This window comes from Streptomyces sp. NBC_00104, from assembly GCF_045160825.1.
In the GTDB taxonomy this organism is placed as follows: Bacteria; Actinomycetota; Actinomycetes; order Streptomycetales; family Streptomycetaceae; genus Streptomyces.
On the sequence record NZ_CP108215.1, the window covers coordinates 2,382,269 to 2,406,908 of the forward strand.

Sequence of the window (24,640 nt, forward strand, 5' to 3'; positions counted from 1 at the left end):
TCACACGTACGAGCGGTTCCTTACGCCTTCCGCGCGCTGCCGAACGTAATTCCCGACCACTTCGACACCATCGCGAATAGCCCGTCGGAAAGCATGTCCGGGGCCGTGTCCGTCCGGTGCATGTCCAGCCTTTTCCCACTGATTCCCGGACGGCTCCCGGAAGCCCCCACCTCATGGGAAATACACGGTTCCCGCACACTTCCCCCGTACGCCTCCTGTCGGGAGCGGCCGGGGCACGAGCATCATGACGTGCATCACGGGCCCAGGACGCGGCAGCGAAGGGGCGAGCGATGGGGACCGAGACCGTACAGGCGCCGGCACGACCCGTAGGGGCGAAGGCGCCGGGGCGGCTGGTGGTCGACTGGCTGACCACGACGGACCACAAGAAGATCGGCCATCTCTACCTGGTCACGTCGTTCCTGTTCTTCCTGGCCGCCGGTCTGATGGCGCTGGTGATGCGCGCCGAACTGGCCCGGCCGGGCACCCAGATCGTGGACAACGAGCAGTTCAACCAGTTGTTCACCCTGCACGGAACGATCATGCTGCTGCTCTTCGCGACGCCCACCTTCGCCGGGTTCGCCAACGAGATCATGCCGTTGCAGATCGGCGCGCCCGATGTCGCCTTCCCGCGTCTGAACATGCTGTCGTACTGGCTGTTCCTGTTCGGCGGGCTGATCGTGCTGGGCTCGCTGCTGGTGCCGTCGGGGCCCGCCGCCTTCGGCTGGTTCGCCTACGCGCCGCTGAACAGCCTGGAACGGTCACCGGGCATCGGGGCCGACATGTGGATCATGGGGCTGGCACTGGCCGGCTTCGGGACGATCCTCGGCGCGGTGAACTTCCTGACCACGATCATCGCGATGCGCGGCCCCGGCATGACGATGTTCCGGATGCCGATCTTCACCTGGAACACGCTGTTCACGTCGATCCTGATCCTGATGGCGTTCCCGGTGCTGGCGGCCGCGCTGCTCTGTCTGGAGGCCGACCGGCGGTTCGGATCGCACATCTTCGACGCGGCCAACGGCGGCGCGCTGCTGTGGCAGCACCTGTTCTGGTTCTTCGGGCATCCCGAGGTCTACATCATCGCCCTCCCCTTCTTCGGGATCATCACGGAGATCATCCCGGTCTTCAGCCGCAAGCCGATCTTCGGCTATCTGACGCTGGTCGGGGCGACGATGGCGATCACCGGGCTGTCGGTGGTGGTGTGGGCGCACCACATGTTCGCCACGGGCGCGGTGCTGCTGCCGTTCTTCTCGTTCATGAGCTTCCTGATCGCCGTGCCGACGGGAGTGAAGTTCTTCAACTGGACGGGGACGATGCTCAAGGGCTCGCTGTCGTTCGAGACACCGATGCTGTGGGCGACCGGCTTCCTGGTGTCGTTCCTGTTCGGCGGTCTGACGGGGGTGATCCTGGCCTCGCCGCCGATGGACTTCCACGTCACGGACTCGTACTTCGTAGTCGCGCACTTCCACTACGTCGTCTTCGGCACGGTCGTCTTCGCGACCTTCGCGGGCTTCTTCTTCTGGTGGCCGAAGTTCACCGGGAAGATGCTCGACGAGCGGCTCGGCAAGATCCAGTTCTGGACGCTCTTCGTCGGCTTCCACACCACGTTCCTGGTGCAGCACTGGCTGGGCGCCGAGGGCATGCCGCGGCGGTACGCGGACTACCTGGCGGCCGACGGCTTCACGGCCCTCAACACGGTCTCGACGATCGGCTCCTTCCTGCTGGGCCTGTCCACGCTCCCGTTCCTCTACAACGTCTGGAAGACCTCCCGGTACGGCGTCAAGGTCGAGGTCGACGACCCGTGGGGCTACGGCCGGTCTCTGGAGTGGGCGACCTCGTGTCCGCCGCCGCGCCACAACTTCGTGACGCTGCCCCGGGTCCGCTCCGAGGCCCCGGCGTTCGACCTGCACCATCCGAAGTTCGCGGCGATCACGCCGCCCCAGACCCGGCAGGGCCAGGAGAGGACGCCGCATCCCCGGTTCGGTCAAGAGCGGCCGACAGGCGGTCCCGAAGAGTCCTGATCGCCCCGGTCAGCTCCGCCGGTTCGACGACCTCGAAGTCGACGCCGGTCATCATCACGTGAATGGCCATCACATCGAGGTTCGGAGCCCCGGTGCGCAACAGACAGCTGTGCTCGTCGTAGGCCTCCAGGGTGCCCGCCGAGGGCGAGATCCGCTCGGCGGCCTCGTGGAGGGGCACCAGCAGCCGTACGACGGCGTGCGAGGCGTACACGCGCGTGGATACGCCTTTGGAGACGTACGCGGCGAGATCCTCGGCCGGTGGCTCGCGGGGGGTGAAGCGCGGGCCGTGCGGCGGTCTGGGCGTGACCCGGTCCACGCGGAAGGTGCGCCAGTCGGCGCGGTCGACGTCCCAGCCGACCAGGTACCAGCGGCGCTCGGTGCACACCAGGCGGTGCGGCTCGACGGTACGGCGGGTGGCGGCGCCGCCGTGGTCGCGGTACTCGAAGCGCAGCCGCTCGGCGTCCCGGCAGGCGTTGGCGAGTTCCGTGAGGACGCCCGGGTCGACCGCGGAGAGCTGCGGCCCGCGCAGCAGAGGCACGGTGAAGGCGTTCAGGGCGCCCACCCGGCGGCGCAGCCGGCTCGGCAGCACCTGTTCGAGCTTGGCGAGGGCGCGTACGGAGGACTCGCCGATGCCGTCGATGCCCTGCCCGGCAGCCGAGCGCAGCCCGACGGCGACCGCGACCGCCTCCTCGTCGTCGAGGAGCAGCGGCGGCAGTTCGGCCCCGGCGCCCAGCTGGTAGCCGCCGCCCGTGCCGGGGCTGGCGTTGACCGGGTAGCCCAGCTCGCGCAGCCGGTCGACGTCCCGGCGGACCGTGCGCGCGGTGACGCCGAGCCGGCCGGCCAGTTCCGAGCCGGACCATTCGCGGTGGGACTGCAGGAGCGAGAGCAGTCGCAGCAGCCGTGCCGATGTCTCCAACATGGGGCGAGTCTGCCAGCGGTCGAGGACAGGGTGTGTCCTCGACCGCCGAAGTCCGCTCGGCTCAGCTCGGCTCGGCTCGGCTCAGCTCAGCTCGGCTCAGCTCCGCTCAGTTCACGGCGACGACCGTGACGGACAGGTCGTTGTCGGCCGTGTAGGCCGGCTCGGCCTCCACGGGGCCGTGCTCGGTCTCGACGCGCGTCCTGGGGTAGACGAAGACCGGGGTCTTCTCGACGATGTCGTCGAGCAGCCGCGCGACGCGCACCCGTGGGCCCAACTCGCCCCGGGGGCGCAGCCACAGGTCCCAGGTGCCGGGCCGCAGTTCGCCGTAGGGCACGGTGAAGCGGAGGCCGCCCCGGTCGTCCGGGGTGAGGCCGGCCCGGACGGCGGGCGTCGCCTCCTCGCGGTCGGTGACCTCGGCGTACGCCTCGGGCGTGGGCTCGGCGCCGTACGGCCTGACGGTCACCTCCAGTGCGCCGTCGCCGATGTGGAGCTCGCCCGCCTCGGCGTGTGGGGAGCGCTCCCAGCTGCGGATGCTGAGGTTGCCGTGCTTGGTGCCGTACGGGATGCGGACGGCGACCCGCTCGGCGGTGGCGGTGGGGGCGCGGTCGACGAGGGAGCGCAGGTCGTTGAGGCCGGGGGTCAGTCGGCGGGGCTCGCCGCCTACGACCTGGAGGTAGGCGTCCCAGCGGCCCTCGGGGACCTCCACGCTGCTCGGGAGCGCGGCCCTCAGACGGCCGCCGCCGGCCGGGGTGAGCGGCAGGCGCACCTCCTGGTCGCTGTCGCGGAGGAAGAGGACCAGATGGGCGGGGTCGGACACGCCCTGGTCGGCGATGTCGAAGGTCAGGCCGCCGGCGAAGTCGGCGACGCAGTCGGTGCGCGGGGGCGTGGCCCTGTCCTCCTGGTCGTCGCGGTGCGTGGGCTGCTGCGGAGCCAGCGTCATCATGCGGTGCGCCCCTTCTTGAAGGCGGAACGTCCGGCATCCCGAACGGCGTACGCGCCGCCGAGCAGGGCGCCCCGGGTGCGGTGCAGGGAGCCGCGCATCCGGCCCACCGACGAGGTGCCGCCACGGGCGATGAGGTCGCCGAAGAGCGTCTCGTAGCGCTCGGCGATGCGGGACGGGTCGAAGCGCTCGGAGTCCTCGAGCGCGGCGTGCGCCATCCGCTGCCGCTTGTCGTCGTCGTTGATGAGTTCCAGCAGGCCGTCGGCGATGTCCTTGACATTGCCGACCTTGACCAGGCGGCCGTCGACGCCGTCGTCGATGATCTCGCCGGGGCCGTGCGGGCAGTTCGTGGAGACCACCGGCAGACCGCAGCGCATGGCCTCGACGATCGTCATGCCGAACGACTCCAGGCTGGAGGTGACGGCGGCGATGGAGCCCTTGGCCCACTCGGGCTCGATGGGGTTGGCGGGGCCCATCAGGTACACGTGGTTGTAGAGGCCCAACTTGTCGACGAGGGCGCGGAGTTTGTCCTTCTGCTTGCCGCCGCCGTAGATGCGCAGGCGCCAGTCGGGCCGCTCTTCGCGCACTTTGTCGAAGGCCTTGATGAGCAGGTCGTAGCGCTTCACGGGCGCGAGCCGCCCGGCGGCGACGACCCACTTGCCGGTGCCGTCGGCCGGGTCGATGCCCGGCGCGGGCACCGGGTTGGGCACGGCCTCCAGGCGGACGCCGGGCAGCCGCATCTTCGAGCCGTACGCGCGCGCGTCGGCCTCGGTGGTCGTGGTGAGCGCGTCGAGCCTCGGGTAGACGCCGCGCAGGGTGGCGCGCAGGGCCGGGGAGTGGCTGTCGAGCGTGAGGTGCTCCTGGCCGACGCGGACCGGGCCGCGGCGGGTCTGCCGGGCCATGTGCACGTTCAGCCCGGGACGGGTGCCGATCAGGACGTCGGCGTCGACCGAGGCGAGGTGTTCGGCGATACGCCGGTCGGTCATGGCGCTGTACTGCGCGTACCGGCCCTCGGCGCGCGGGAAGACCTTGGCGGGGCGCTCCAGGTCGGCATGGCCCTTGTCGGCGCCGCCTTCCCGGATGTCGACGAGGCCCCGCAGCCGGACCCTCGGGTCGACGTCGAAGACCGGCTCGTCACGGTGGCGGAAGACGGAGACGATCTCCACGTCGTGCTGTTCGGCCAGGGTGTTCGCAAGGTTGTACGTCGTCCGGATCGTTCCCCCGATCCCGTATGCGTTGTGTATCAGGAAAGAAATATGCATGCGTCCCCCGAGCCCCCTGTTTTACCTGGTCATCCGTCAATGGCGGTGCTGGTCCACCGCCATACCGTCAGACCCGGAATCCCTGGGAATGGTTGGACATCATCATCAACTTGTTTTGGAACGGTTGCGCGATCGATAGGCGGATGAGGGAACCTGTTCGCCCCGAAACGCATCAGGGCCTGTAGGGCAGTTGGGGAACGTCGAAGCAGGTGTCGTTCATGTCTCCCTGGCTCACCCACCCCTTCCCGTCCCGCCAGCGGGCCACCGACACACAGGTCCGGCGCGTCCTCGGGGGCTCGGTCAGCCGCTCGAAGCGGACGGGGACGAGCAGTCCGTCGGCGTCGTAGGGCTCGTCGCGGTTCATGAACCGGTCGACACACGCGCGTGTGACGCCTTCCCCGCTCCCCGCACACGATCTCGCCGCGTCCGTGAACCACATCGCGGCCGCCCAGCCCTCCAACTGCCACTGGGAGTGCGTCTTCAGACCCTTCGTCGCGTCCCGGAACTCCCGTACGGCCTCGTCGCCGTCGTCCTCGTGGTTGCGGCTGGAGCCGGTGGCCCACAGGGCGTTGCGGCAGCGCGGGGCGTCCTCGTAGTCCTCGGCCACGGTGGAGGTCCAGTTCTGCACATGGGTGACCTTGGCGGTGAGTTCGACGCCCGCCTCGTCCATCGCCTCGCAGAGCCGGGCGTTGCCGTGCCCGTCGATGGCGTCGAAGACCAGGTCGGCGCCCTGTTCCTTGATGTCGGCGGCGGCCGCGCGGAAGTTGGGCAGCGCGAAGTCGACCTGCTCGGTGACGACCTCGTACCCCTCGGCCCTCAGCCCCTGGACGACCAGCCGCGCGTACGCGGCCGACGCGGACTGGTTGTACGAGACCACGGCGGCGGTCCGGGCGCCGTGGTCGCGCTTGAAGTAGCGGTAGACCTCCGTGCCGCCGTACTGCTTCCCGTCCCAGCCGGTCGTGCCGTTCCGGGGCGCGAGGCTGCCGTAGACGCTGTACAGGTGCGGGTACGTGTCGTAGGCCGGGCCGATGGGCTGGCCCCCGATGTCGGGCACGCGCGCGCGTGCGACCCGGGAGGCGCCCGCGTAGTCGAGGGCGCTGGTGGCGACGAGGGCCACCACGTCGTCCTCCTCCACGAGCCGGTGAACGCACTCGTTGTTGCCGACACCGCTGCCCCCGTCGTCGCACTCCCGCACCTCGACGCGGCGGCCGTCGATGCCGCCGCGCGCGTTGAGCGCGGCGAAGTAGGCCTTGGCCCCGTCGCGCGGCCCGGTGAACGCGGCACCGCCGACCGGGCTGGTGACGCTGGTGATGATCCCGACGCGCAGGGGCTCGGCGCTCGCCGGTGCCGTGCTGGTGTCCCGGCGCTCGAAGTCGCTCTCCGGAAGCCGGCTGCCGCAGGCCGTGGCCAGGAGGAGCAGCAGGGCTGCGGCGGCCGTCTCAGCAGCCCGGGCCCGGTGTCGCATTGCCGCTCAGCGCGACCAGTCCGCAGAGTGTCTTGACGGAGACCTTCCAGGTGCCGTCCTGCTCGACGGCCGTGCCCGCCGCGTCCGGCAGAGCGGTGGCGCCCTCCAGGAGCAGGGTGTAGGTCACGTCGGCGTCGGTCGCCGAGGTGAACACGACCTTCTGGACCTCGGCCTCCACCTGCCCGCCGCGCTCGTCCCCGCTGAACGCCGCGAGGACCGGGCCCATCTCGTCGCCGTTCTCCAGCACGGCCTGTTTCTCCTTGGTGGAGGTGGCCGGGTCGAAGAACGTCTTCCAGTTCTCCTTGATCTGCTTCTCGGCCGCCGCCGTGTCCGCGGGCCCGCTCGCGCTCGTGGCCGATTCGGCGGGCTCGCTGGTCGTCCGTTCCACGGACGGTGTGGGCGGCGCCGTGTCGCCGCCGCCACCGCTGTCGTCACTGCATGCCGCGAGGGCCGGGGCGAGGAGGAGGACCAGGGTGGCCGCCAGGGCCGCACCCCGTCCCGCCGCCCGTGGGCCGCGGCCCCGCCGTCCGTTCGCCCGCCTGAGGTCGCTCCCGAGAACCATCTGGCTCACCACCGGGTGTCGGTCCGGGCGGCACGCGCCCGGTGCTTTCAGGGTCAGCTTGCAGGAGGCATAGTGCAAGCCATCGGCTGGGATGGACAGACACACGACGTGTGGGAGCCCTGGATGCCCCGGATGCGGACAGCCCGACTGCGGACCGTGCACCCCGTCCTCTGGGCCGGCTGGGCCGCGCTCGCCGGCGGCGCGGTGCTGTGCGTGGTCGGCTGGTACGGCATCTCGGGTGAGCGCTTCGCCGAGCGGCAGCTCCCCTACCTGGCCTCCTGCACGGTCCCCGGCGCCGCGCTGATCATCGCGGGCGCGGTGCTCCTCGCCCACGGCCGGAACGCCCTGGCCGCCACGCGGGTCGAGGAGCTGTACGGCCTCCTGGTGGCCCCCGAGCCCGCCGACGCCGACAGGTCCGGGCAGCCGACGGACCTCCCCCTCGCCACCAGCGGCAGGCTGCTGATGGTGCCCGGCGGCACCCTCTGGCACCGCGCGGACTGCCCGCTGGTGGCCGGCAAGGCGGAGGCGGTGCCGGTGGACTCCCGGGTGCTGGCGAGCGGCGAACTGCGGCCGTGCCCGATCTGTGAAGCACCCTCCGGAAGTGACTCGGCCGAGCCCGCGGAGGGCTGATGGCGTCGCTGACGTACGACCTCACGCTGGCCGGGCTCTCGGTCGGCAGCGCGGCTGCCCTGACCGGAATCGGCCTGATCGTGACGTACCGGGCGACCGGCGTGCTCAACTTCGCGCACGGGGCGATCGCGATGGTGTGCGCGTATCTGCTGCGCCAGTGCACGGTGGAGTGGGGGTGGCCCCTCTGGCTCGGTGCCCTCGTGACCCTGCTGCTGGTCGCCCCCGCCATCGGCCTGGCCCTGGAACGCTTCGTCTTCCGCCCGCCGGCCGTGCTCGGCGGCGACCCGGCGCAGACCCTGGTCGCCTCGATCGGCGTCTTCGTCCTCCTCGTCGGCGGGGCCGCGCTGCTGTGGGGCCAGGGGGCGCGGGACGACGCGCCGACGCTCGTGCCGGGCGACCCGTGGGGCCAGCTGACGGTGGCCCTCGCCGTCGCGGCGGCCGTGGGCGCGGTCACGCACCGGACGCGCTTCGGCCGGGAACTCCGCGCCGTCGTGGACGACCGTTCCCTCGCCGTCCTCGGCGGCATCGACGCGGACCGGGTCGCCGCCACGGGCTGGGCGTTCGGCTCCTTCACGGCGGGCCTCACGGGCGTCCTGCTGGCCCCCTACGTACGCCTCGACCCGTACGGCATGCCGCTCCTGGTCATGGAGGTGGTCGCCGTGGCGGTCGCCGCCCGGATGCGCAGCCTCCCGGTGGCCGTGGTGGTCGCGCTGGGCATCGGGATCGCCCAGAGCCAGCTGACCCGGTTCCACCCGTCGGGCTGGGCGGAGCCGCTGCTCCAGGCCGTGGGCGCCAACCTCTTCGTCGTGGCCCTCCTGATCGCGGCCCTCGTCCTGCCGGGCGTGGGCACCCGCGACGCGCTGCCCCGCACGGCGACCGCACGGGTCGACACCCCCGCCGGCGCGTGGATCGTGGCGCTCCTGCTCTTCCTGATCCCGCTGGGCTTCGCGGGCCAGGACCTGCACACGGCCGTCCAGGTGCCGGCGCTGGGCGTGATCCTGCTCTCCCTGGTGGTGGTGACGGGCCGGGGCGGCCAGATCTCCCTGGGGCAGGCGGCGTACGCGGGCCTCGGCGCGCTCTTCACGGCACTCCTGACAGCCGGCCGCTTCCCCTTCCTCCCCGACCTCCCCGAACTCACCGCCCTCCTGGTGGCCGTGCTCCTGGTGGCCCCCCTCGGCCTGCTGACCGGCTGGCCCGCCATCAGCCGCCACGGTCTGGCGCTGGCCCTCGCCACGTTCGCCGTGGGCATCGGCGTGAGCCGCTTCGTCTTCGCCCAGCCGTACGCGACCTCGGGCCTCACCCTCACCCGCCCCCCGGGCTTCGAGGGCGACCGCGCGTACTACGTCCTGGAGTTGGGTCTGCTCTCCTCGGCCCTGCTGGCCACCCACGCCCTGCGCCGGGGCCGCACCGGCCGGGCCCTCGCCGCCATGCGGGACCACGAGTCGGGGGCGTCGGCGGCCGGCGTACGCGTCCCGTCGCTGAAGCTGGCGGCGTTCGTGACGGGTGCCGCCCTCGCCGCCCTCGGCGGCGGCATGCTCGCCATGGGCGTCCGCGCCTTCGACCCCGCCGCCTACGACCCCGTCCGCGGCCTCCTCTGGTTCGCCGCGATCGTCGTCCTGGGCGCCGACAGCACACTCGGCGCCCTCGCGGCGGCCGCCCTGCTGGTCGGCCTGGACGCCGGCACCAAGGGCGGCGTGGCCGCCGCGGTCATCGGCGTCCTGGCACTCCTGGTGGGCCGCTTCCCCGGCGGGCCCTACGAGGCGGTACGGGCGGGGGTTCTACGACTACGGCAGACCGCCGAACACCGAGGTGAGCTGAGCCCCGCCGGGGTACGGGCTCGGGAGCGGGTACGCGCGGGCACGCCGGTCGGGGCGGCCCGACAGCTGCCGAGCGCCCTGAGCGGGGTCACGGCGCCGACGACCGACTCGACAGGCAACCTGACATCGCCGAACGACTCGGAGCCGGGTGGGGCGAAGGCTGGTGGGGCGAAGCCGGGCAAGATGGAGCCCGGTGACGCGGAGTCCGGTGGGACGGAGCCGGGCACGGCGAAGCCCATTGACGCGAAGCCCCATGACGCGAAGCCCGGTGGGGCCAGGCCGGGCAAGGCGAAGCCCAGTGACACCGAATCCGGCGGGACGAAGTCCGGTGGAACGGAGCCTGGTGGGACGAAGCCGGGCAAGGCGAAGCCCGGTGACGCTAAGCCCCGTGCCGCGCAGTCCGGTGGCACGCAACCCGGCGTACACGGCAGGGAGTTGTCCGGCACGTCGGAGCAGCACCCGCCGGCTCCGGCTCCTGCCCCTGCCCCTGCCCCTGCCCCTGCCCCCAACGCTCCCGCCGGGCACCGACTCGAAGTCGACCCCACCTTCCCCTCACGGCCTGCCCCCGTACCCACCCCGGCCGACAGCAGCCGGCGCTCCCCGTCTCCCTCCCCCTCCCTCCGAGCCCGACGCCTCCAGCTCCGCTACGGCGAGTTCACGGCCCTCGACGGCGTGGACCTCGACGTCCTCCCCGGCCGCGTCAGCGCCGTCGTGGGCCCCAACGGGGCCGGAAAGAGCACCCTTTTCCACTGTCTCGCCGGTACGCTGCGGCCCGGTGCCGGCCAGGTGCGCCTCGGCGGGCGGGACATCACGCGGCTGCCGGCCCACGCCCGCACCCGGCTCGGCATCGCTCGGACGTTCCAACAACTGGCGGTCTTCCCGTCATTGACCGTGGCCGACAACGTACGGGTCGGCGCTGAGCAGGGACGGGTCGCCGATCCCGGAGCCGTGGAGCGGGCGTTGCGGCTGTTCGGGCTGGACGGGCCGGTGCGGACCGCACCGGCGGCCGGGCTGCCGACCGGGACGCTGCGGCGGGTCGAGCTGGCGCGGGCGCTCGCCGGGAGCCCCCGCGTGCTGCTGCTCGACGAACCCGCCGCCGGCCTCGACACGGCCGAGGTGACTGCCCTCACCCGCGTGCTGCGCGCCCTGGCCGACGACGGCATGGCCCTGCTGGTCGTCGAGCACGACCTCGACCTCGTCGTGGACCTCGCGGACGTCGTGCACGTCATGACGGCGGGCCGGATCGTCACCTCCGGCCCCGCCGACCACGTCCTCCGTTCACGGGGCACGCTCCACCCGTTCGACCCGGCGGCCGAACGATGACCCTCATCTCCCTCCGCCACGCCCGCGTCCGCTACGGCCCCCTGGAAGCCCTGCACGGCCTCACCCTCGCCGCCCCGGGCCCCGGCCTCACCGTGCTGCTCGGCCGCAACGGCTCCGGTCGTACGACCGCCCTGGGTGCCCTCGCCGGCACGGTCCCGCTCTCCGGCGGTGCCGTGATGTGGGACGGGGCCGACGTCACCCGGACGCCCGCGCACGAGCGCGCCCGGCGGGGCCTCGTCCTCGTGCCGGAACGGCGGGCCGTCTTCGGCTCGCTCACCGTGCGCGAGAACCTCGAACTCGCCGCGCCGGACCTCTCGTACGCCCTGCACGCCTATCCGTGGCTCGAACCCCTGCTCCCCCGCCGCGCCGGCACCCTCTCCGGTGGTGAGCAGCGCATGCTCGCCCTCGCTCGTGCCCTGTCGGCCCACGCGCGTGTCGTCCTCGTCGACGAACCCACCCAGGGCATGTCACCCGCGGTCGCGGCCCGCACGTACGAGCTGCTGAGCGGCCTCGACGCCTGCGTGGTCGTGGCCGAACAGCGTCTGCCGCCGGGTCTGCGCGACGCTCGGGGCGTCTTCGTGTACGAACTCTGGCGCGGCGCACTGGCGTTCGGCGGCGAGGCGGCCGAACTCACCTGAGCCGACATGGGCTTTCGCCGTCCTGCATGGCTTTCGCCGTCCTGCTGTATGGCTTTCATCGTCCCGTGTGGGCTTTCGCCGCCCGAGGAGACACGGGTCCCACCCGGTGGATGTGCCGGGTGGGACTTCGGTGTCCGGAGCTCGGAAAGAGCGGTCCCGTCAGAGGTCGAGTCGCTGGCCGGGCACGATCAAGTGGGGATCGCCGCCGATGACGGCCTTGTTGGCGGCGTAGACCTGCCGCCAGGTGGTCCCCTGCCGGGCCGCGATGGCGCTCAGCGTGTCGCCCTGCCGGACGGTGTAGTCGCCGCGGGACGCGCTGCGGTCCGGGTGGCCGGCCGGGCGCGACGGCGTCTTCGGCGGGGCCGACCTGGCGGACTTCCCGGTCCCGGCGGGTTTGGCCGGCTTGGTGGACTTGGTGGACTTGGTGGCGGACGAGCCGTCGGAGGGCGCCACGGGCGCGCTGCCGGACGCTCCGGCGCGGCCGGCGCAGGTGGGCCACGCTCCCCAGCCCTGGGCGCGCTGGACCTTCGCGGCGATCGCGATCTGCTGGTGCTTGGAGGCCTTGTCGGCGGTGGCCGCGTAGGCGGTGCCGCCGTAGGCGCGCCAGGTGGAGGCGGAGAACTGGAGGCCGCCGTAGTAGCCGTTTCCGGTGTTGATGTGCCAGTTGCCGCCGCTCTCGCACTTGGCGATGCGGTCCCACACTCCGCTGTCGGCCGCCGAGGCGCTGCCGGTGACGGCCAGGAGTCCGAGCGGGGCGAGCAGTGCCGCCCCGGCGAGGACCGCCGTCGTGCGCGTCCTGCGAGCGTCCTGTGTCCTGGCGACGTCCCGCTCAGCGGCGCTCCGCGTCCTGCGCGTGTTCTCGCGAGTGTTGTCGGCACATGCGGACATGTATTTCCCTCTCCAAGGACCCGGGGTCCCCCAAGGCGGGGCGCGACGCGCGTCGCACAGGACGCGGTGACGCGCTCAGCCCCGTCCGCCGACGGTGGTGCTGCTCCGGACTGACTGTGGAGCGGCCGGCGGACGTACCCGAGCGGTGCTCGTTGCACACGGCCGGGAATGTATGGAGGTTGACGGGTTGTCAGCAAGCGATCGCTTGTCATACGAGGCCAGTTCGCCGTTACCGCAGGTAGCGACCAATTCCGGACACCCACTTCATTCCCTGATTTCCTGATATGTCGGCCACGTGCATCGACGATCTGTGACCCACTTCACCGCCCCAACTTCGCCGGACCCTCGGGAAGTTGGCGCGGAGTAACCGATTCCGCCCAGGGATTCACCCTGCGCTCCGGTTGGTTCGATTCCGTTCGTCTTCGGGCGTGACTCCGGCCACAGATCACCCGTTGTCTTCTTCATGAGCCGGAACCTCCGTGCTCATGGGCCGGACGTCACCCGGCACCGACACGCACCGCATCCCGAGGAGCCACCCGTGCCGCGCATGCTCGAGGTCAGCGACGAGGTACGCGCCGAGATCGGCGACGAAGAAGCCGACCGGCTGCTCGCCGGAGAGAACGCCCCCGGCGGCTACGACTGCACGTCGTGCCGCACCCCCGGCGACTCCGAGCAGGAGCGCACCAGCACCGTCCTCTTCGTCGGCGACGAGACGGCCGTGCTCGCGTTCGCCCACGCCACCTGTCTGCCCTCCCAGGTCGTCCAGGTCACCGAGGAGCAGTTGCGGGGCGCCGCCCGTTCCATCGCCGGGGACAGCCCGGCCCAGGCCGCGCCCGAGCAGGCCGTGCTCGGCGTCACCAGCGGACTGATCCTGCTCAGCGGGGAGTTGCACCCGGCGCTGGTCGTGGAGCCGACCGCCCCCATCGCGCGCCCGGGCACCACCGGCGTGGGCGACGACTTCCTGCCCCTGCTCATCGAGCAGGGCTTCATGCCGCTCCCCCAGATCGACTCCGTACCGCCCGTGCTGCACGGCTGGTCCGTCCTGCTCGCCATGGGGCAGCTGCACGCCATCCTGCAGCCGGGCGCCTCCGGTGGTTCACCGGTCGCGTGGTGGCAGGCCCATCAGGCGCTGCAGGTCGCCGACCCGTGGCGGGCGGCCGCGAACAAACATCAGCAGGTGCTGATGTTCGCGGCGCCGGTGGGATCGATCGGCCGGCAACCGCGGGAGGATCTGCTGCGGGACGCGCTCGACAGGGCCGCGGCGAACGGGAAGTTGGTGGCCGCCACCCTGCCGCTGGCCGGCACCTGATCGCTCCCTCGGAGAGCCGCCGTGACAACCCGCCGTAGCGACGCGGCTGGTCAGGTGGGCGCGGGCCTCGTGGGGCCTGTCGCGCGGTTCCCCGCGCCCCTCCGGGGCACGATCCCTCCCCGGAGGCTGAATGGTTGAGGGAGCGCATCCCTTCCGGGGCGGGGTCGTTGGCACAGACGTGCACGCATATGACGTTCCCCGCCGCCAGTCCTATCAGTCGATCCCGTCCATGCGGCCGGCTCAGGATCCTTCGGGCGGCCCATCGGCCACACCCATCTACGACATGCTCTACGCGGAGTGGGTCAGGACCTATCGGTCCCTGCCGGGTGACCGGCACGGTGAGGAGGATCTGGGGTTCACCGGTTTCGGGAACCTCCCGCACGGCTCGGGCTCACAGCGCGGTACGGGCTCGTACAACTCCGGCTCGTACGGCGCCCGGCACGCGGCGGGGCACCTCGCCACCCAGCTCGAGACCCAGCCCGGTCACACGGCCACGACGACGGCCGTGTGGCAGCCGGTGGGGCGGATTCCCACCGGCCACACGGGGATGCACCACATCCCGTCCCCCCTGCCCCCGAACCCGCGCCGGGGTCTCTGACCACGAAGAGACTCGAAGCGGCGCGCAGGGACACATGAGGAGGGCGGCTGCCCGAGGTCACCGGACCTTCGGGGAGCCGCCCTCCTCATGCGCGTGTACCGCCGTCTCCGCCGCTACTTCTTCTTGCCGCGCTTCTCGCGCACCCGCACCGAGATGTGGATCGGGGTGCCCTCGAAGCCGAACTCCTCGCGCAGCCGGCGCTCGATGAAGCGGCGGTAGCCCGCCTCGATGAAGCCGGAGGCGAAGAGGACGAAACGCGGGGGCTTGGTGCCGGCCTGGGTGCCGAAGAGGATGCGGGGCTGCTTGCCGCCCCGGATCGGGTGCGGGTGGGCGGCGACCAGCTCGCCGAGGAAGGCGTTCAGGCGGCCCGTCGGGACGCGGGTCTCCCAGCCGGCGAGGGCCGTCTCGATCGCGGGGACCAGCTTCTCCATGTGCCGGCCGGTGCGCGCCGAGACGTTGACCCGGGGCGCCCAGGCGACCTGGCCGAACTCGGTCTCGATCTCCCGCTCCAGGTAGTAGCGGCGCTCCTCGTCGAGGGTGTCCCACTTGTTGTAGGCGATGACCAGCGCGCGGCCCGCGTCGACGGCCATGGTCACGATGCGCTGGTCCTGGACCGAGATGGACTCCGAGGCGTCGATGAGGATGACGGCCACCTCCGCCTTCTCGACGGCGGCGGCGGTGCGCAGCGAGGCGTAGTAGTCGGCGCCCTGCTGGAGGTGGACGCGCTTGCGGATGCCCGCCGTGTCGACGAACTTCCAGGTGACACCGCCGAGTTCGATCAGCTCGTCGACCGGGTCACGGGTGGTGCCCGCGATCTCGTTGACGACGACGCGATCCTCGTTCGCCACCTTGTTGAGGAGGGAGGACTTGCCGACGTTCGGGCGGCCGATCAGGGCGATGCGGCGGGGGCCGCCGACGGCCGTGCCGAAGCTCTGCTCGGGCGCCTCCGGCAGGGCCTCCAGGACGGCGTCCAGCATGTCGCCGGTGCCACGGCCGTGCAGCGAGGAGACCGGGTGCGGCTCGCCGATGCCGAGGGACCACAGGGCGGTGGCGTCGGCCTCGCCGCTCGGGCCGTCGACCTTGTTGGCGCACAGCACCACGGGCTTGTTGGCCTTGCGGAGCAACCGGACGACGGCCTCGTCGGTGTCGGTGACGCCGACCTTGGCGTCGACGACGAACACGACCGCGTCGGCGGCGTCGATGGCGTACTCGGCCTGGGCGGCGACGGAGGCGTCGATGCCGAGGACGTCCTGCTCCCAGCCGCCGGTGTCGACGAGCTTGAAGCGGCGGCCCGCCCACTCGGCCTCGTAGGTGACGCGGTCACGGGTGACGCCGGGCTTGTCCTCGACGACCGCCTCGCGGCGGCCGATGATGCGGTTCACGAGGGTCGACTTGCCGACGTTCGGGCGGCCCACGACGGCGAGAACGGGCAGCGGGCCGTGGCCCGCCTCCTCGATCGCGCCCTCGACGGCCTCGATGTCGAAGCCCTCTTCCGCGGCGAGCTCCATGAACTCCGCGTACTCGGCGTCGCCAAGCTCTCCGTGCTCGTGCTCGGAGGGAAACTGGTCGTTCATGAAGTCCGTACCTCGTAGTTCATCGTGGTGATCGGTGGGTCACCCGGCCTGTCGGCAGGTTGCCCCACTACTGAGTGTCGCCCAGCGCCCGATCGGACGCCCGGCGTTTTACCGGCGGCCGGTGAGCCGCCGGGCATGGTCCAAGTGCGCGTTGAGCTGCTTCTGGATGCGCACGGTCGCCTCGTCGAGCGCCTTGCGCGTACGCCGTCCGCTGCCGTCGCCCGCCTCGAACGGGTCGCCGAAGACGACGTCGACGCGGGAGCGCAGCGGGGGCAGCCCCTTTATCAACCGTCCGCGCCGCTCCGTGCTTCCCAGTACGGCGACCGGAACGATCGGCGCTGCGCCGCGCACGGCGAAATAGGAGAGCCCGGCGCGCAGTGAGGCGAAGTCCCCCTCGCCCCGGGTGCCCTCCGGGAAGATGCCCAGCACACCGCCGCCTGCCAGGACGGCGAGCGCCTGGGTGATGGCGGTGCGGTCGACGGTCGAACGGTCCACCTTCACCTGCCCGATGCCGAGCAGGAACGGGTCGAGGGGACCGATGAACGCCTCCTTCTTGATCAGGAAGTGCGTCGGGCGGGGTGCCACACCCATGACCATCGGGCCGTCGATGTTGTGGGAGTGGTTGACTGCGAGGATCACCGGACCGGCCACGGGGACCCGCCAGGCACCCAGCACGCGCGGCTTCCACAGCCCGTACATCAGGCCGACGCCGATGCGCCGGCCGACCTCGGCACCGCGCAGCGAAGGAGCCTCGGCCGAAGGTGTCCCCGCCGAGGGCGTCCGTCCCGCTGAGGCCTCGCTCACTTCCCCGCCCGCTTCTCCTCGACGAGGGTGACCACGCACTCGATGACCTGCTGGAGGGTGAGGTCCGAGGTGTCCACCTCGACCGCGTCGTCCGCCTTGGCGAGCGGGGAGGTCTTGCGGCTGGAGTCGGCCGCGTCCCGCTTGAGGAGCGCCTCGCGGGTCGTGTGGACGTCGGCGCCCTTCAGCTCGCCGCTGCGGCGGGCGGCGCGGGCTTCCGGGGAGGCGGTGAGGAAGATCTTCAGGTCGGCGTCCGGCAGTACGGTCGTGCCGATGTCCCGGCCCTCGACGACGATGCCGTCCTCGGCGCCCGACGCGATGGAACGCTGCAGCTCGGTGATCCGGGCCCGCACCTCCGGTACGGCGCTCACCGCGCTGACCTTGGAGGTGACCTCCTGGGTACGGATCGGCCCGGCGACGTCCGTGCCGTCGACGGTGATGGTCGGCCCGGACGGATCGGTGCCCGACACGATCTCCGGCTTGCCGGCCACGGCGGCGATCGCCGTGGGGTCCTCTATGTCGATGCCGTTGTTGACCATCCACCACGTGATCGCACGGTACTGGGCGCCCGTGTCCAGGTAGCTCAGCCCGAGCTGCGCGGCCACGGCCTTCGAGGTGCTCGACTTGCCCGTGCCGGAGGGGCCGTCGATGGCAACGATCACTGTGGCGCGTTCCACTGGGGAGCACCTTTCCTGGTCCGAGGTGGTGGGGCGAGACGGAAGACGCCCCGCACAAGGGTACTGGGTGCGCGTGGCCCGCCCGGCCGCCCCTCCAGCCGCCCGGCCGCCACCTCTCCAGCCCGTCCGGCGTTTGAGGAGAGGCCGTTCAGGCCGAAGCGGGGACCAGGGGGCGCAGCCCCCGCCGGGGTCCCGGGGCGGAGCCCGGGGATGGGACGGGTAGGGGCGGCGGGGGCGAGAAAACCACGACGGCCCCCACACCCCCGATACCGCGCACCCGCCCCTTCCCGCCCCCTACTGCCGAATCGCCCAGCCCCGCTCCCGCAACGCCCCCGTCAACACCACCGCCGCCTTCGGCTCCACCAACAGCTGCACCAAGCCGGCCTGCTGCCCGGTGGCGTGCTCGATGCGCACGTCCTCGATGTTGATCCCGGCGGCCCCCGCGTCGGCGAAGATACGGGCCAGCTGGCCCGGCTGGTCGTCGATCAACACCGCCACCACCTCGTAAGCCCGCGGAGCGGACCCGTGCTTGCCGGGGACCCGGACCTGGCCGGCGTTGCCCCGGCGCAGGACGTCCTCGATGCCGGTGACGCCCTCGCGCCGCTTGGCCTCGTCGGAGGCCTGGAGGGCGCGCAGGGCCTGCACGGTCTCGTCGAGGTCGGCCGAGACGTCGGTGAGGAGGTCGGCGACCGGGCCGGGGTTGGCGGAGAGGATGTCGATCCACATGCGCGGGTCGGAGGCCGCGATCCGGGTCACGTCCCGGATGCCCTGCCCGCACAGCCGTACGGCCGACTCCTCCGCGTGCTCCAGCCGCGCGGCGACGAGGCTGGACACGAGGTGGGGCATGTGCGAGACCAGGGCGACGGCCCGGTCGTGGGCGTCCGCGTCCATGACCACCGGGACCGCCCGGCAGTGCGAGACCAGCTCCAGCGCCAGGTTCAGGACCTCCGTGTCGGTGTCCCGGGTCGGGGTGAGCACCCAGGGCCGGCCCTCGAAGAGGTCACCGGTGGCGGCCAGCGGGCCGGACTTCTCACGGCCCGACATGGGATGCGAGCCGATGTAGGCGGAGAGGTCGAGGCCCAGCTCCTCCAGCTCCCGGCGCGGGCCGCCCTTGACGGAGGCCACGTCCAGGTAGCCGCGCGCGAGGCCCCGGCGCATGGCGTCGGCGAGGGTCACGGCCACGTGCGCGGGCGGGGCCGCGACGATCGCGAGGTCCACCGGGCCCTCGGGCGCCTCGTCGGTGCCGGCGCCGAGCGCGGCGGCCGTACGGGCCTGCTCGGGGTCGTGGTCGGTGAGGTGGACGGTGACCCCGCGCTGGGCCAGGGCGAGGGCGGCGGAGGTGCCGATCAGCCCGGTGCCGATGACGAGTGCCGTTCTCACTGGGCGATGTCCTTGCGGAGTGCGGCGGCGGTGCCCAGGTAGACGTGCGCGATCTCGGAGCGCGGCCGGTCGGACTCGATGTGCGCGAGGATCCGTACGACCTTGGGCATGGCGCCCTCGATGTCCAGCTCCTGCGCGCAGATCAGCGGTACGTCGACGATGCCGAGCTTGCGGGCCGCGGCGGCCGGGAAGTCGCTGTGCAGGTCGGGCGTGGCCGTGAACCAGATGCTGATCAGGTCGTCCGGGGTGAGCCCGTTGCGCTCCAGGACCGCGGTGAGCAGCTCGCCCACCTGCTCGTCCATGTGCCCCGCCTCGTCCCGCTCGAGTTGGACGGCGCCCCGGACCGCTCGTACCGCCACGGCTCTGCTCCTCGCTGATGTACATCCCGGCTCTCTGTACAACCAGCCTAGTCAGCCCGCCCCGGGCCGGTGCGCGGCGCCCGCCTGCCGAGACGGCCGGCCCGGGAGGCGTCCCCGGTGGCGGATCACCGTCGCAGATCATGACAAGGTCACGCGAACGTCACTGTCCCGCCACTTGGGGCGAAACACCTCCGTACGCCCCTGGACGCCGCCCCCTGCGTCCGCTTGCATGGGGAGGCCGTCCCCTGCGTCCGCTCGCATGGGGAGGCCGTCCGCGCCACGCCTCGGGGGAGGCTCGTATGAAGCGCTCCGGACCACTTCTCACCCTTCTCGGCGGGCTGGTGCTGGCCCTGGTCCTGCTGTCGCTCAACGCGACGACCGGGACTCGTGCCACCTCGTCCTCCACCACGAACGACCCACCGCCCTCCTCGGCGCCACCGAGCCCGTCGCCGACGAAGACCTCGAAGTCGCCGAGCCCGACACCCACCCCGCCGCCGGACGCCGACTACGCGGGCCGTACCGACGACGACTCCGCCGCGATCGCCGTGACGCTGCGCGACGGCAAGGCGGTCGCCTACTTCTGCGACGGACGTGACAAGGAGTCGTGGCTCAAGGGCGACGTCGCGGACGACGGCGGCATGAAGCTGACGAGCAAGGACGGCGCCGAGCTGAACGGCACGCTGAAGGGCGGGAGCGTCAGCGGCACGGTCGACGTCGGCGGTCAGGAGTACGGCTTCACCGCGGACCGTACGGTCAAGCCCTCGGGGCTGTACCGCGCAACGGCCAACGTACGCGGGGCCGAGGTCGACGGCGGCTGGATCGTGCTCCCGGGCGGCCGCCAGGTCGGCATCCTCACACGCGACGGCAAGCCCTCGACGGCCCCGGAGATCGACCCCGGGACCGGAGCGGTGACGGTGGACGGCGAGAGGCTCACGGCCCGCCCCGTCACCCCGTGACCGTCCCGCGTCCGCAAAGCCCCAGAGCCCCAGAGCCCCAGAGCCCGCAAGGTCCGCGCCCGCAAGGTCCGCAAAGTCCGCAAGTCCATGACTCTCCTCGGAAACCGCTCACGGCAGGGAGCAGTTCATGACCGTCGACCCGAACGCCGCCACCCAGGACTTCCCGTCCCCGCGCCCCACCCCCGCCCGCGCCCCCGGCGGCGCCTCCCGCTATCTGATCCCGGCCCTCGTGGCCTGCGCGGTGGCCGTCGGCCTCGGCGCCTACGGCAAGGTGCACGACCCTGCGGGCACCGTGTTCAACCTCGCGGGCTTCAGCAGTACGGGCGCGGTGAAGTCGTGGCTGGCGACGGTGTCGTTCGGCTTCGCGCTCGTGCAGCTGACGTCGGCGCTGATGCTGTACGGGAAGCTGCCGGGCCCGAGTTGGGCGGGGGCGCTGCACCGCTGGTCGGGGCGGGCGGCCTTCCTGAGCGCGGTGCCGGTGGCCGTGCACTGTCTGTACGCCCTCGGCTTCCAGACCTACGAATCGCGCGTTTTGTGGCACTCCCTCCTGGGTTGCTTCTTCTTTGGCGTTTTCAGTGCAAAGATGCTGCTGCTCCGCTCGGAGCGACTCCCCGGCTGGCTCCTGCCGATCGTCGGCGGTCTCGTGTTCTCCGCTCTCACGGTCGTCTGGCTGACCTCCGCCTTCTGGTTCTTCCGCACGTTCGGAGTGACGACATGACGATGGGTTCCACGCGGCGCACGGTCCTGGCCACCGGCGCGGCGGGCACGGCGGCGCTGCTCATGGGGTGCGGTGAATCCGGCGACGACAACGGCGGCGACACCGCGCAGGAGTCCTCGCCCGAGGACGCCGGCACGGACGGCGGCACGGGCGTCGGCGAGGAACTGGCGAGGACGGCCGACATCCCGGTGGGCGGCGGCAAGATCTTCAAGGATCAGAAGGTCGTCGTGACCCAGCCCGAGGAAGGCGCCTTCAAGGCCTTCTCCGCGGTCTGCACACACCGGGGCTGCATCGTCAGCAGCGTCTCGGACGAGACGATCAACTGCGCCTGCCACGGCAGCCAGTTCAAGATCGCGGACGGTGCGGTGGCACGGGGCCCTGCCACCAAGCCGCTGCCCGCCGAGGAGATCACGGTCGCGGGAAATTCGATTCAGCTGGCCTGAGCCACCCCGTACGCTCCCGGGCATGCAGCCCCCGCACCCGCACACTCTGGTCCGCGACCACACGATCTACGCCTGTGTGATGGGGTCGCGGGCCTTCGGTCTCGCGACGGACGACAGCGACACGGACCGGCGGGGTGTCTTCCTGGCCCCCACCGAGCTGTTCTGGCGCTTCGAGAAGCCGCCCACGCACGTGGAGGGGCCGGCGGAGGAGCAGTTCGGCTGGGAACTGGAGCGCTTCTGCCATCTGGCCCTGCGCGCCAACCCCAACATCCTGGAGTGCCTGCACTCCCCCTTGGTGGAGCACGTCGACGCCACCGGCCGTGAACTGCTCGCCCTGCGCGGGGCGTTCCTGTCCCGGCAGGCCCACGAGACGTTCGCCCGGTACGCCCTCGGCCAGCGCAAGAAGCTCGACGCGGACGTCCGCACGCACGGCGCCCCCCGCTGGAAGCACGCCATGCATCTGCTCCGCCTCCTGATGAGCTGCCGGGACCTGCTGCGCACGGGCACGCTGATCGTCGACGTGGGCGACCAGCGCGAGCCCCTGCTGGCGGTGAAGCGCGGCGAAGTACCGTGGACCCAGGTCGAGTCCTGGATGGCCCGGCTGGCCACGGAGGCCGAGGAGGCGGCGCACCGCAGCCCGCTGCCGCCGGAGCCGGACCGGGCCCGCGTCGAGGACTTCGTCGTCCGGACCCGGCGCGCGTCGGCCCTTCAGACCGTCTCAGCCCTTCAAACCGCCTCAGACCTTCAAACCGTCTCAGCCCATCAAGCCGCCTCAGGCCTTCAGGCCGTCCAGACGGACCCGGACGACGAAGTCGTGCAGGGCATCGTACGCGGACGGGTTCTCCGGCAGCATTGACAGGGCCTGCTCCTGGTCCAGCACCCCCTGCAGCCGCTCCACGTCCTCCGCCACACGTTCCTGGTCGACCTCGGCCTTGCCGTGCTCCCGCTCCGCCTTCGCCGCGACGAGGTCCGGCAGATACGCGGGAGCCTCGTCGATCTCCGGGAGCAGGGTGGGCAGATGGGCCTGCACCGCGCCGCTACGCATCAGGTGGATGCCGGTGAGCAGCACCCGGAACGTGTAGAGCAGCGGCTTGAGTTCACCGGTCTTCTCGAAGAGCCGCCACTGGGTGATGGCGAATCCCCGGTAGTGGTGGGCGTGATGGCGGGTGAGGACCCCGGGGGCGAGCGCGATCAGTTCGCGGTGCGCCTCGCTCGTGTGCACGACGAGCGGGGAGAGCAGCTGCTCCAGCACATAGCCGTTGCGGCGGAGCATGAGCCGGGCGAACTTGCGCAGGTCGTGCGTGACGAGGTCCATCTCGACACCGTCCCGGTCCCACATCTTCGACCGGGTCTCCTCCGGCTCGCGCAGCCCGACCAGTTCCGCCGTGGGCAGCAGATGCACACCACGCAGGTCGACGTCCGAGTCACGCGAGGGGAAGCCGTACAGATGCGCTCCGGAGACGGTCGCGAACAGCAGCTTGTCGGGCTGTTCGGCGACCACCGGGGCCAGGTCGATGTCGAGGGGGTCGGTCATCCCTCAAGCGTCCCAGAGGGCTCCCAGCGAGACGAGGTCGCCCTGGTACTCGATCCGGTCGGCCCACTCCGCGGGCCAGGCGTCCGGCCCGTGGTAGGCGCCCGCGAAGGCACCGGTGAGGCAGGCTATGGAGTCCGAGTCGCCCGAGGTGCAGGCGGCGCGGCGCAGCGCGGTGACGGGCTCGTCGACGAAGAGCAGGAAGCACAACAGCCCGGTGGCGAGGGCCTCCTCGGCGATCCAGCCCTCACCCGTGGCCAGGCAGGGGTCCGTCTCGGGCGACGGGAGCCGCAGGGCGTCCCGGACACGGTCCAGGGCCTCCAGGCATTCGTCCCAGCCCCGGGCGATGTACTGCTCGGGTGAGGGGTCATGGCTGTAGGTCCACAGGTCGCCGAGCCAGCGCGCGTGGTAGCGGGCGCGGTTCTCGAACGCGTAGGAGCGCAGCAGGCCGACCAGGCCCATCGGTTCGGTGCCCTGGGCGAGCAGCCTTATCGCGTGGGCGGTGAGGTCGGAGGCGGCCAGGGCGGTGGGGTGGCCGTGGGTGAGGGCGGCCTGCAACTGGGCGGCGCCCGCGCGCTGTTCGTCGCTGAGCGGGCCGATCAGGCCGAGGGGCGCGACCCGCATGTTGGCGCCGCAGCCCTTGGAGCCGATCTGGCTGGCGAACTGCCAGGGGTTGCGCTCGACCGCGAGAAGGTCACAGGCGACGAGGCAGGTGCGGCCGGGGGCGCGGTTGTTCTCCGGGGAACGGGACCAGTCCACGAACTCCTTGCGGACGGCCCGCTCCAGCGCCTCGGCGCCCAGCGACCCGCGGTCCATGGCCGCCCGCAGCCCGTGCGCCAGAGCCAGCGTCATCTGTGTGTCGTCGGTGACGATCGCGGGCCTCGGCAGCTCCATCTTCCGCCAGGGGCCGCACTTGGCGAGGATCGCGGGCACGTCGTTGAACTCCGTCGGGAAGCCGAGGGCGTCTCCGAGGGCGAGTCCGATCAGGGAGCCGGTGGCGGAGCGCTTCGTACGCAGCGTCATGGTCATCAGGGCCGTCCTTCCGTGGTGGGTCGCAACAGCGGCGGGTGCAGGGCGGTGGCCCCACCCGCGCGGTACAGCGCTGCGGGCTTGCCGCGACCGCCGGTCAGGCGGGCGGCGCCGGGCACCTGTTCGACGAAGCCCGGCGTGGCCAGCACCTTGCGCCGGAAGTTGGGCCGGTCGAGCGGAGTGCCCCACACGGTCTCGTAGACCTGCTGCAACTCGCCGAGCGTGAACTCGGGCGGACAGAAGGAGGTGGCGAGACAGGTGTACTCGAGCTTGGCGCCGACGCGGTCGTGGGCGTCGGCGAGGATGCGGTCGTGGTCGAAGGCGAGCGGCCCGATGGCGTTGAACCGCAGCCACTGGGCCTGGGCCGCGTCACCGCCGCCGTGCGGGACGGGCAGGTCCGGGAACAGCGCGGCGAACGCGACGGTGACGACCCGCATCCGCGGATCCCTCCCCGGCTCGCTGTAGGTCCGCAGCTGTTCCAGGTGGAGGCCGGGCACGTCCGTGACACCGGTCTCCTCCGCGAGTTCGCGCCAGGCGGCCTCCTCCGCGGACTCGTCCGGCAGCACGAATCCGCCGGGCAGCGCCCAGCGCCCCGCGTACGGCTCATGCCCGCGCTCGACGAGCAGCACCTGCAGGGTGCCCGCGCGGACGGTGAAGACGGCCAGGTCGACGGTGACGGCGAAGGGTTCGTAGGCGTACTTGTCGTAGCCCTCGGGTGAGGCCATGCCCGTCGCCCCCTTTATGGTCACCATGACTAATAGTCATAACGACCATAAACGCGCGAGCGCCGGGGCACAACC

Annotated in this window: 24 protein-coding genes; 10 read left to right on the forward strand and 14 right to left on the reverse strand. The window is 71.9% G+C overall.

Annotated elements, in window-relative coordinates; translation table 11 throughout:
- Nucleotides 1-290 precede the first annotated feature (290 nt).
- Nucleotides 291-2,021, forward strand: a complete 1,731-nt coding sequence (gene ctaD / locus OG272_RS10300; protein ID WP_327730409.1) for a cytochrome c oxidase subunit I — start codon at nucleotides 291-293, stop codon at nucleotides 2,019-2,021.
- Here the strand turns inward: ctaD and OG272_RS10305 are convergent.
- From OG272_RS10305 to OG272_RS10325, 5 genes are all read right to left on the reverse strand, one after another.
- Entirely contained in the window at nucleotides 1,930-2,940 is a 1,011-nt protein-coding gene (locus OG272_RS10305; RefSeq protein WP_326583838.1) for a YafY family protein, read from the reverse strand. The genes ctaD and OG272_RS10305 overlap by 92 nt on opposite strands.
- A 106-nt stretch (nucleotides 2,941-3,046) precedes the next feature.
- Nucleotides 3,047-3,880, reverse strand: coding sequence for a hypothetical protein (locus tag OG272_RS10310; protein ID WP_327732294.1), 834 nt, complete (start codon nucleotides 3,878-3,880; stop codon nucleotides 3,047-3,049).
- Complete coding sequence (locus OG272_RS10315; RefSeq protein WP_327730408.1) at nucleotides 3,880-5,142, reverse strand: glycosyltransferase family 4 protein; 1,263 nt, start codon at nucleotides 5,140-5,142, stop codon at nucleotides 3,880-3,882. The genes OG272_RS10310 and OG272_RS10315 overlap by 1 nt, the downstream gene beginning before the upstream one ends.
- A gap of 172 nt (nucleotides 5,143-5,314) precedes the next feature.
- Nucleotides 5,315-6,607 carry an ABC transporter substrate-binding protein gene (locus tag OG272_RS10320; RefSeq protein WP_327730407.1) on the reverse strand — a complete coding sequence of 431 codons (1,293 nt, stop codon included), beginning with the start codon at nucleotides 6,605-6,607 and terminating at the stop codon, nucleotides 5,315-5,317.
- Nucleotides 6,582-7,169 carry a hypothetical protein gene (locus OG272_RS10325; RefSeq protein ID WP_328222668.1) on the reverse strand — a complete coding sequence of 196 codons (588 nt, stop codon included), beginning with the start codon at nucleotides 7,167-7,169 and terminating at the stop codon, nucleotides 6,582-6,584. Before OG272_RS10325 ends, OG272_RS10320 begins: the two co-directional genes overlap by 26 nt.
- Nucleotides 7,170-7,301: 132 nt before the next feature.
- On the opposite strand from OG272_RS10325, the gene OG272_RS10330 reads away from it, so the two are divergent.
- The 3 genes from OG272_RS10330 to OG272_RS10340 are packed head-to-tail and all read left to right on the forward strand — an operon-like array spanning nucleotide 7,302 to nucleotide 11,577.
- A complete protein-coding gene (locus OG272_RS10330) occupies nucleotides 7,302-7,799 on the forward strand; it encodes a hypothetical protein (RefSeq protein WP_326583833.1) in 498 nt (165 codons plus the stop codon).
- Entirely contained in the window at nucleotides 7,799-10,939 is a 3,141-nt protein-coding gene (locus tag OG272_RS10335; RefSeq protein WP_405893129.1) for an ABC transporter permease subunit, read from the forward strand. Before OG272_RS10330 ends, OG272_RS10335 begins: the two co-directional genes overlap by 1 nt.
- The gene (locus OG272_RS10340; protein WP_326583831.1) at nucleotides 10,936-11,577 is read left to right on the forward strand and encodes an ATP-binding cassette domain-containing protein; all 642 of its coding nucleotides are present in this window, start codon (nucleotides 10,936-10,938) and stop codon (nucleotides 11,575-11,577) included. Before OG272_RS10335 ends, OG272_RS10340 begins: the two co-directional genes overlap by 4 nt.
- Nucleotides 11,578-11,736: 159 nt before the next feature.
- Here the strand turns inward: OG272_RS10340 and OG272_RS10345 are convergent, their stop codons facing one another.
- Nucleotides 11,737-12,465, reverse strand: coding sequence for a transglycosylase family protein (locus OG272_RS10345; protein WP_327730404.1), 729 nt, complete (start codon nucleotides 12,463-12,465; stop codon nucleotides 11,737-11,739).
- Nucleotides 12,466-13,003: 538 nt separating this feature from the next.
- Here OG272_RS10345 and OG272_RS10350 point away from each other — a divergent pair.
- Nucleotides 13,004-13,774: a hypothetical protein gene (locus tag OG272_RS10350; protein ID WP_326583829.1), complete on the forward strand. Its 771-nt coding sequence runs from the start codon at nucleotides 13,004-13,006 to the stop codon at nucleotides 13,772-13,774.
- Between the two features lie 178 nt (nucleotides 13,775-13,952).
- The gene (locus OG272_RS10355) at nucleotides 13,953-14,372 is read left to right on the forward strand and encodes a hypothetical protein (RefSeq protein WP_327730403.1); all 420 of its coding nucleotides are present in this window, start codon (nucleotides 13,953-13,955) and stop codon (nucleotides 14,370-14,372) included.
- A gap of 113 nt (nucleotides 14,373-14,485) precedes the next feature.
- Here OG272_RS10355 and der read toward each other — a convergent pair whose 3' ends face one another.
- The 5 genes from der to aroH all read right to left on the reverse strand — a co-directional run bounded on the left by der (nucleotide 14,486) and on the right by aroH (nucleotide 19,163).
- Nucleotides 14,486-15,946, reverse strand: a complete 1,461-nt coding sequence (gene der, locus OG272_RS10360) for a ribosome biogenesis GTPase Der (protein ID WP_326583827.1) — start codon at nucleotides 15,944-15,946, stop codon at nucleotides 14,486-14,488.
- 108 nt (nucleotides 15,947-16,054) lie between these two features.
- Entirely contained in the window at nucleotides 16,055-16,789 is a 735-nt protein-coding gene (locus tag OG272_RS10365) for a lysophospholipid acyltransferase family protein (RefSeq protein WP_405893130.1), read from the reverse strand.
- Nucleotides 16,747-17,424, reverse strand: a complete 678-nt coding sequence (gene cmk / locus OG272_RS10370) for a (d)CMP kinase (protein ID WP_327730402.1) — start codon at nucleotides 17,422-17,424, stop codon at nucleotides 16,747-16,749. Before cmk ends, OG272_RS10365 begins: the two co-directional genes overlap by 43 nt.
- A 294-nt stretch (nucleotides 17,425-17,718) precedes the next feature.
- The gene (locus OG272_RS10375) at nucleotides 17,719-18,804 is read right to left on the reverse strand and encodes a prephenate dehydrogenase (RefSeq protein ID WP_327730401.1); all 1,086 of its coding nucleotides are present in this window, start codon (nucleotides 18,802-18,804) and stop codon (nucleotides 17,719-17,721) included.
- A complete protein-coding gene (aroH, locus tag OG272_RS10380; RefSeq protein ID WP_327730400.1) occupies nucleotides 18,801-19,163 on the reverse strand; it encodes a chorismate mutase in 363 nt (120 codons plus the stop codon). Before aroH ends, OG272_RS10375 begins: the two co-directional genes overlap by 4 nt.
- A gap of 299 nt (nucleotides 19,164-19,462) precedes the next feature.
- On the opposite strand from aroH, the gene OG272_RS10385 reads away from it, so the two are divergent.
- From OG272_RS10385 to OG272_RS10400, 4 genes are all read left to right on the forward strand, one after another.
- Entirely contained in the window at nucleotides 19,463-20,119 is a 657-nt protein-coding gene (locus OG272_RS10385) for a hypothetical protein (protein WP_328222669.1), read from the forward strand.
- Nucleotides 20,120-20,246: 127 nt separating this feature from the next.
- Nucleotides 20,247-20,837, forward strand: coding sequence for a DUF6529 family protein (locus tag OG272_RS10390; protein ID WP_326583821.1), 591 nt, complete (start codon nucleotides 20,247-20,249; stop codon nucleotides 20,835-20,837).
- Complete coding sequence (locus tag OG272_RS10395) at nucleotides 20,834-21,280, forward strand: Rieske (2Fe-2S) protein (protein WP_326583820.1); 447 nt, start codon at nucleotides 20,834-20,836, stop codon at nucleotides 21,278-21,280. Before OG272_RS10390 ends, OG272_RS10395 begins: the two co-directional genes overlap by 4 nt.
- Nucleotides 21,281-21,302: 22 nt before the next feature.
- Nucleotides 21,303-22,136, forward strand: coding sequence for a DNA polymerase beta superfamily protein (locus OG272_RS10400; RefSeq protein ID WP_405893131.1), 834 nt, complete (start codon nucleotides 21,303-21,305; stop codon nucleotides 22,134-22,136).
- On the opposite strand, the gene OG272_RS10405 is transcribed toward OG272_RS10400, so the two are convergent.
- Genes OG272_RS10405 through OG272_RS10415 form a run of 3 tightly spaced genes read right to left on the reverse strand, consistent with a single transcriptional unit; the run spans nucleotide 22,053 to nucleotide 24,565 of the window.
- Nucleotides 22,053-22,814, reverse strand: a complete 762-nt coding sequence (locus OG272_RS10405) for a DNA polymerase beta superfamily protein (protein ID WP_405893132.1) — start codon at nucleotides 22,812-22,814, stop codon at nucleotides 22,053-22,055. The two genes, OG272_RS10400 and OG272_RS10405, sit on opposite strands and share 84 nt — an antisense overlap.
- A gap of 3 nt (nucleotides 22,815-22,817) precedes the next feature.
- Nucleotides 22,818-23,840 carry an ADP-ribosylglycohydrolase family protein gene (locus OG272_RS10410; protein WP_327730394.1) on the reverse strand — a complete coding sequence of 341 codons (1,023 nt, stop codon included), beginning with the start codon at nucleotides 23,838-23,840 and terminating at the stop codon, nucleotides 22,818-22,820.
- Nucleotides 23,840-24,565 (reverse strand): NUDIX domain-containing protein, encoded by a 726-nt coding sequence (locus tag OG272_RS10415; protein ID WP_326583816.1) that lies wholly within the window; start codon nucleotides 24,563-24,565, stop codon nucleotides 23,840-23,842. The genes OG272_RS10410 and OG272_RS10415 overlap by 1 nt, the downstream gene beginning before the upstream one ends.
- Nucleotides 24,566-24,640: the final 75 nt, after the last annotated feature.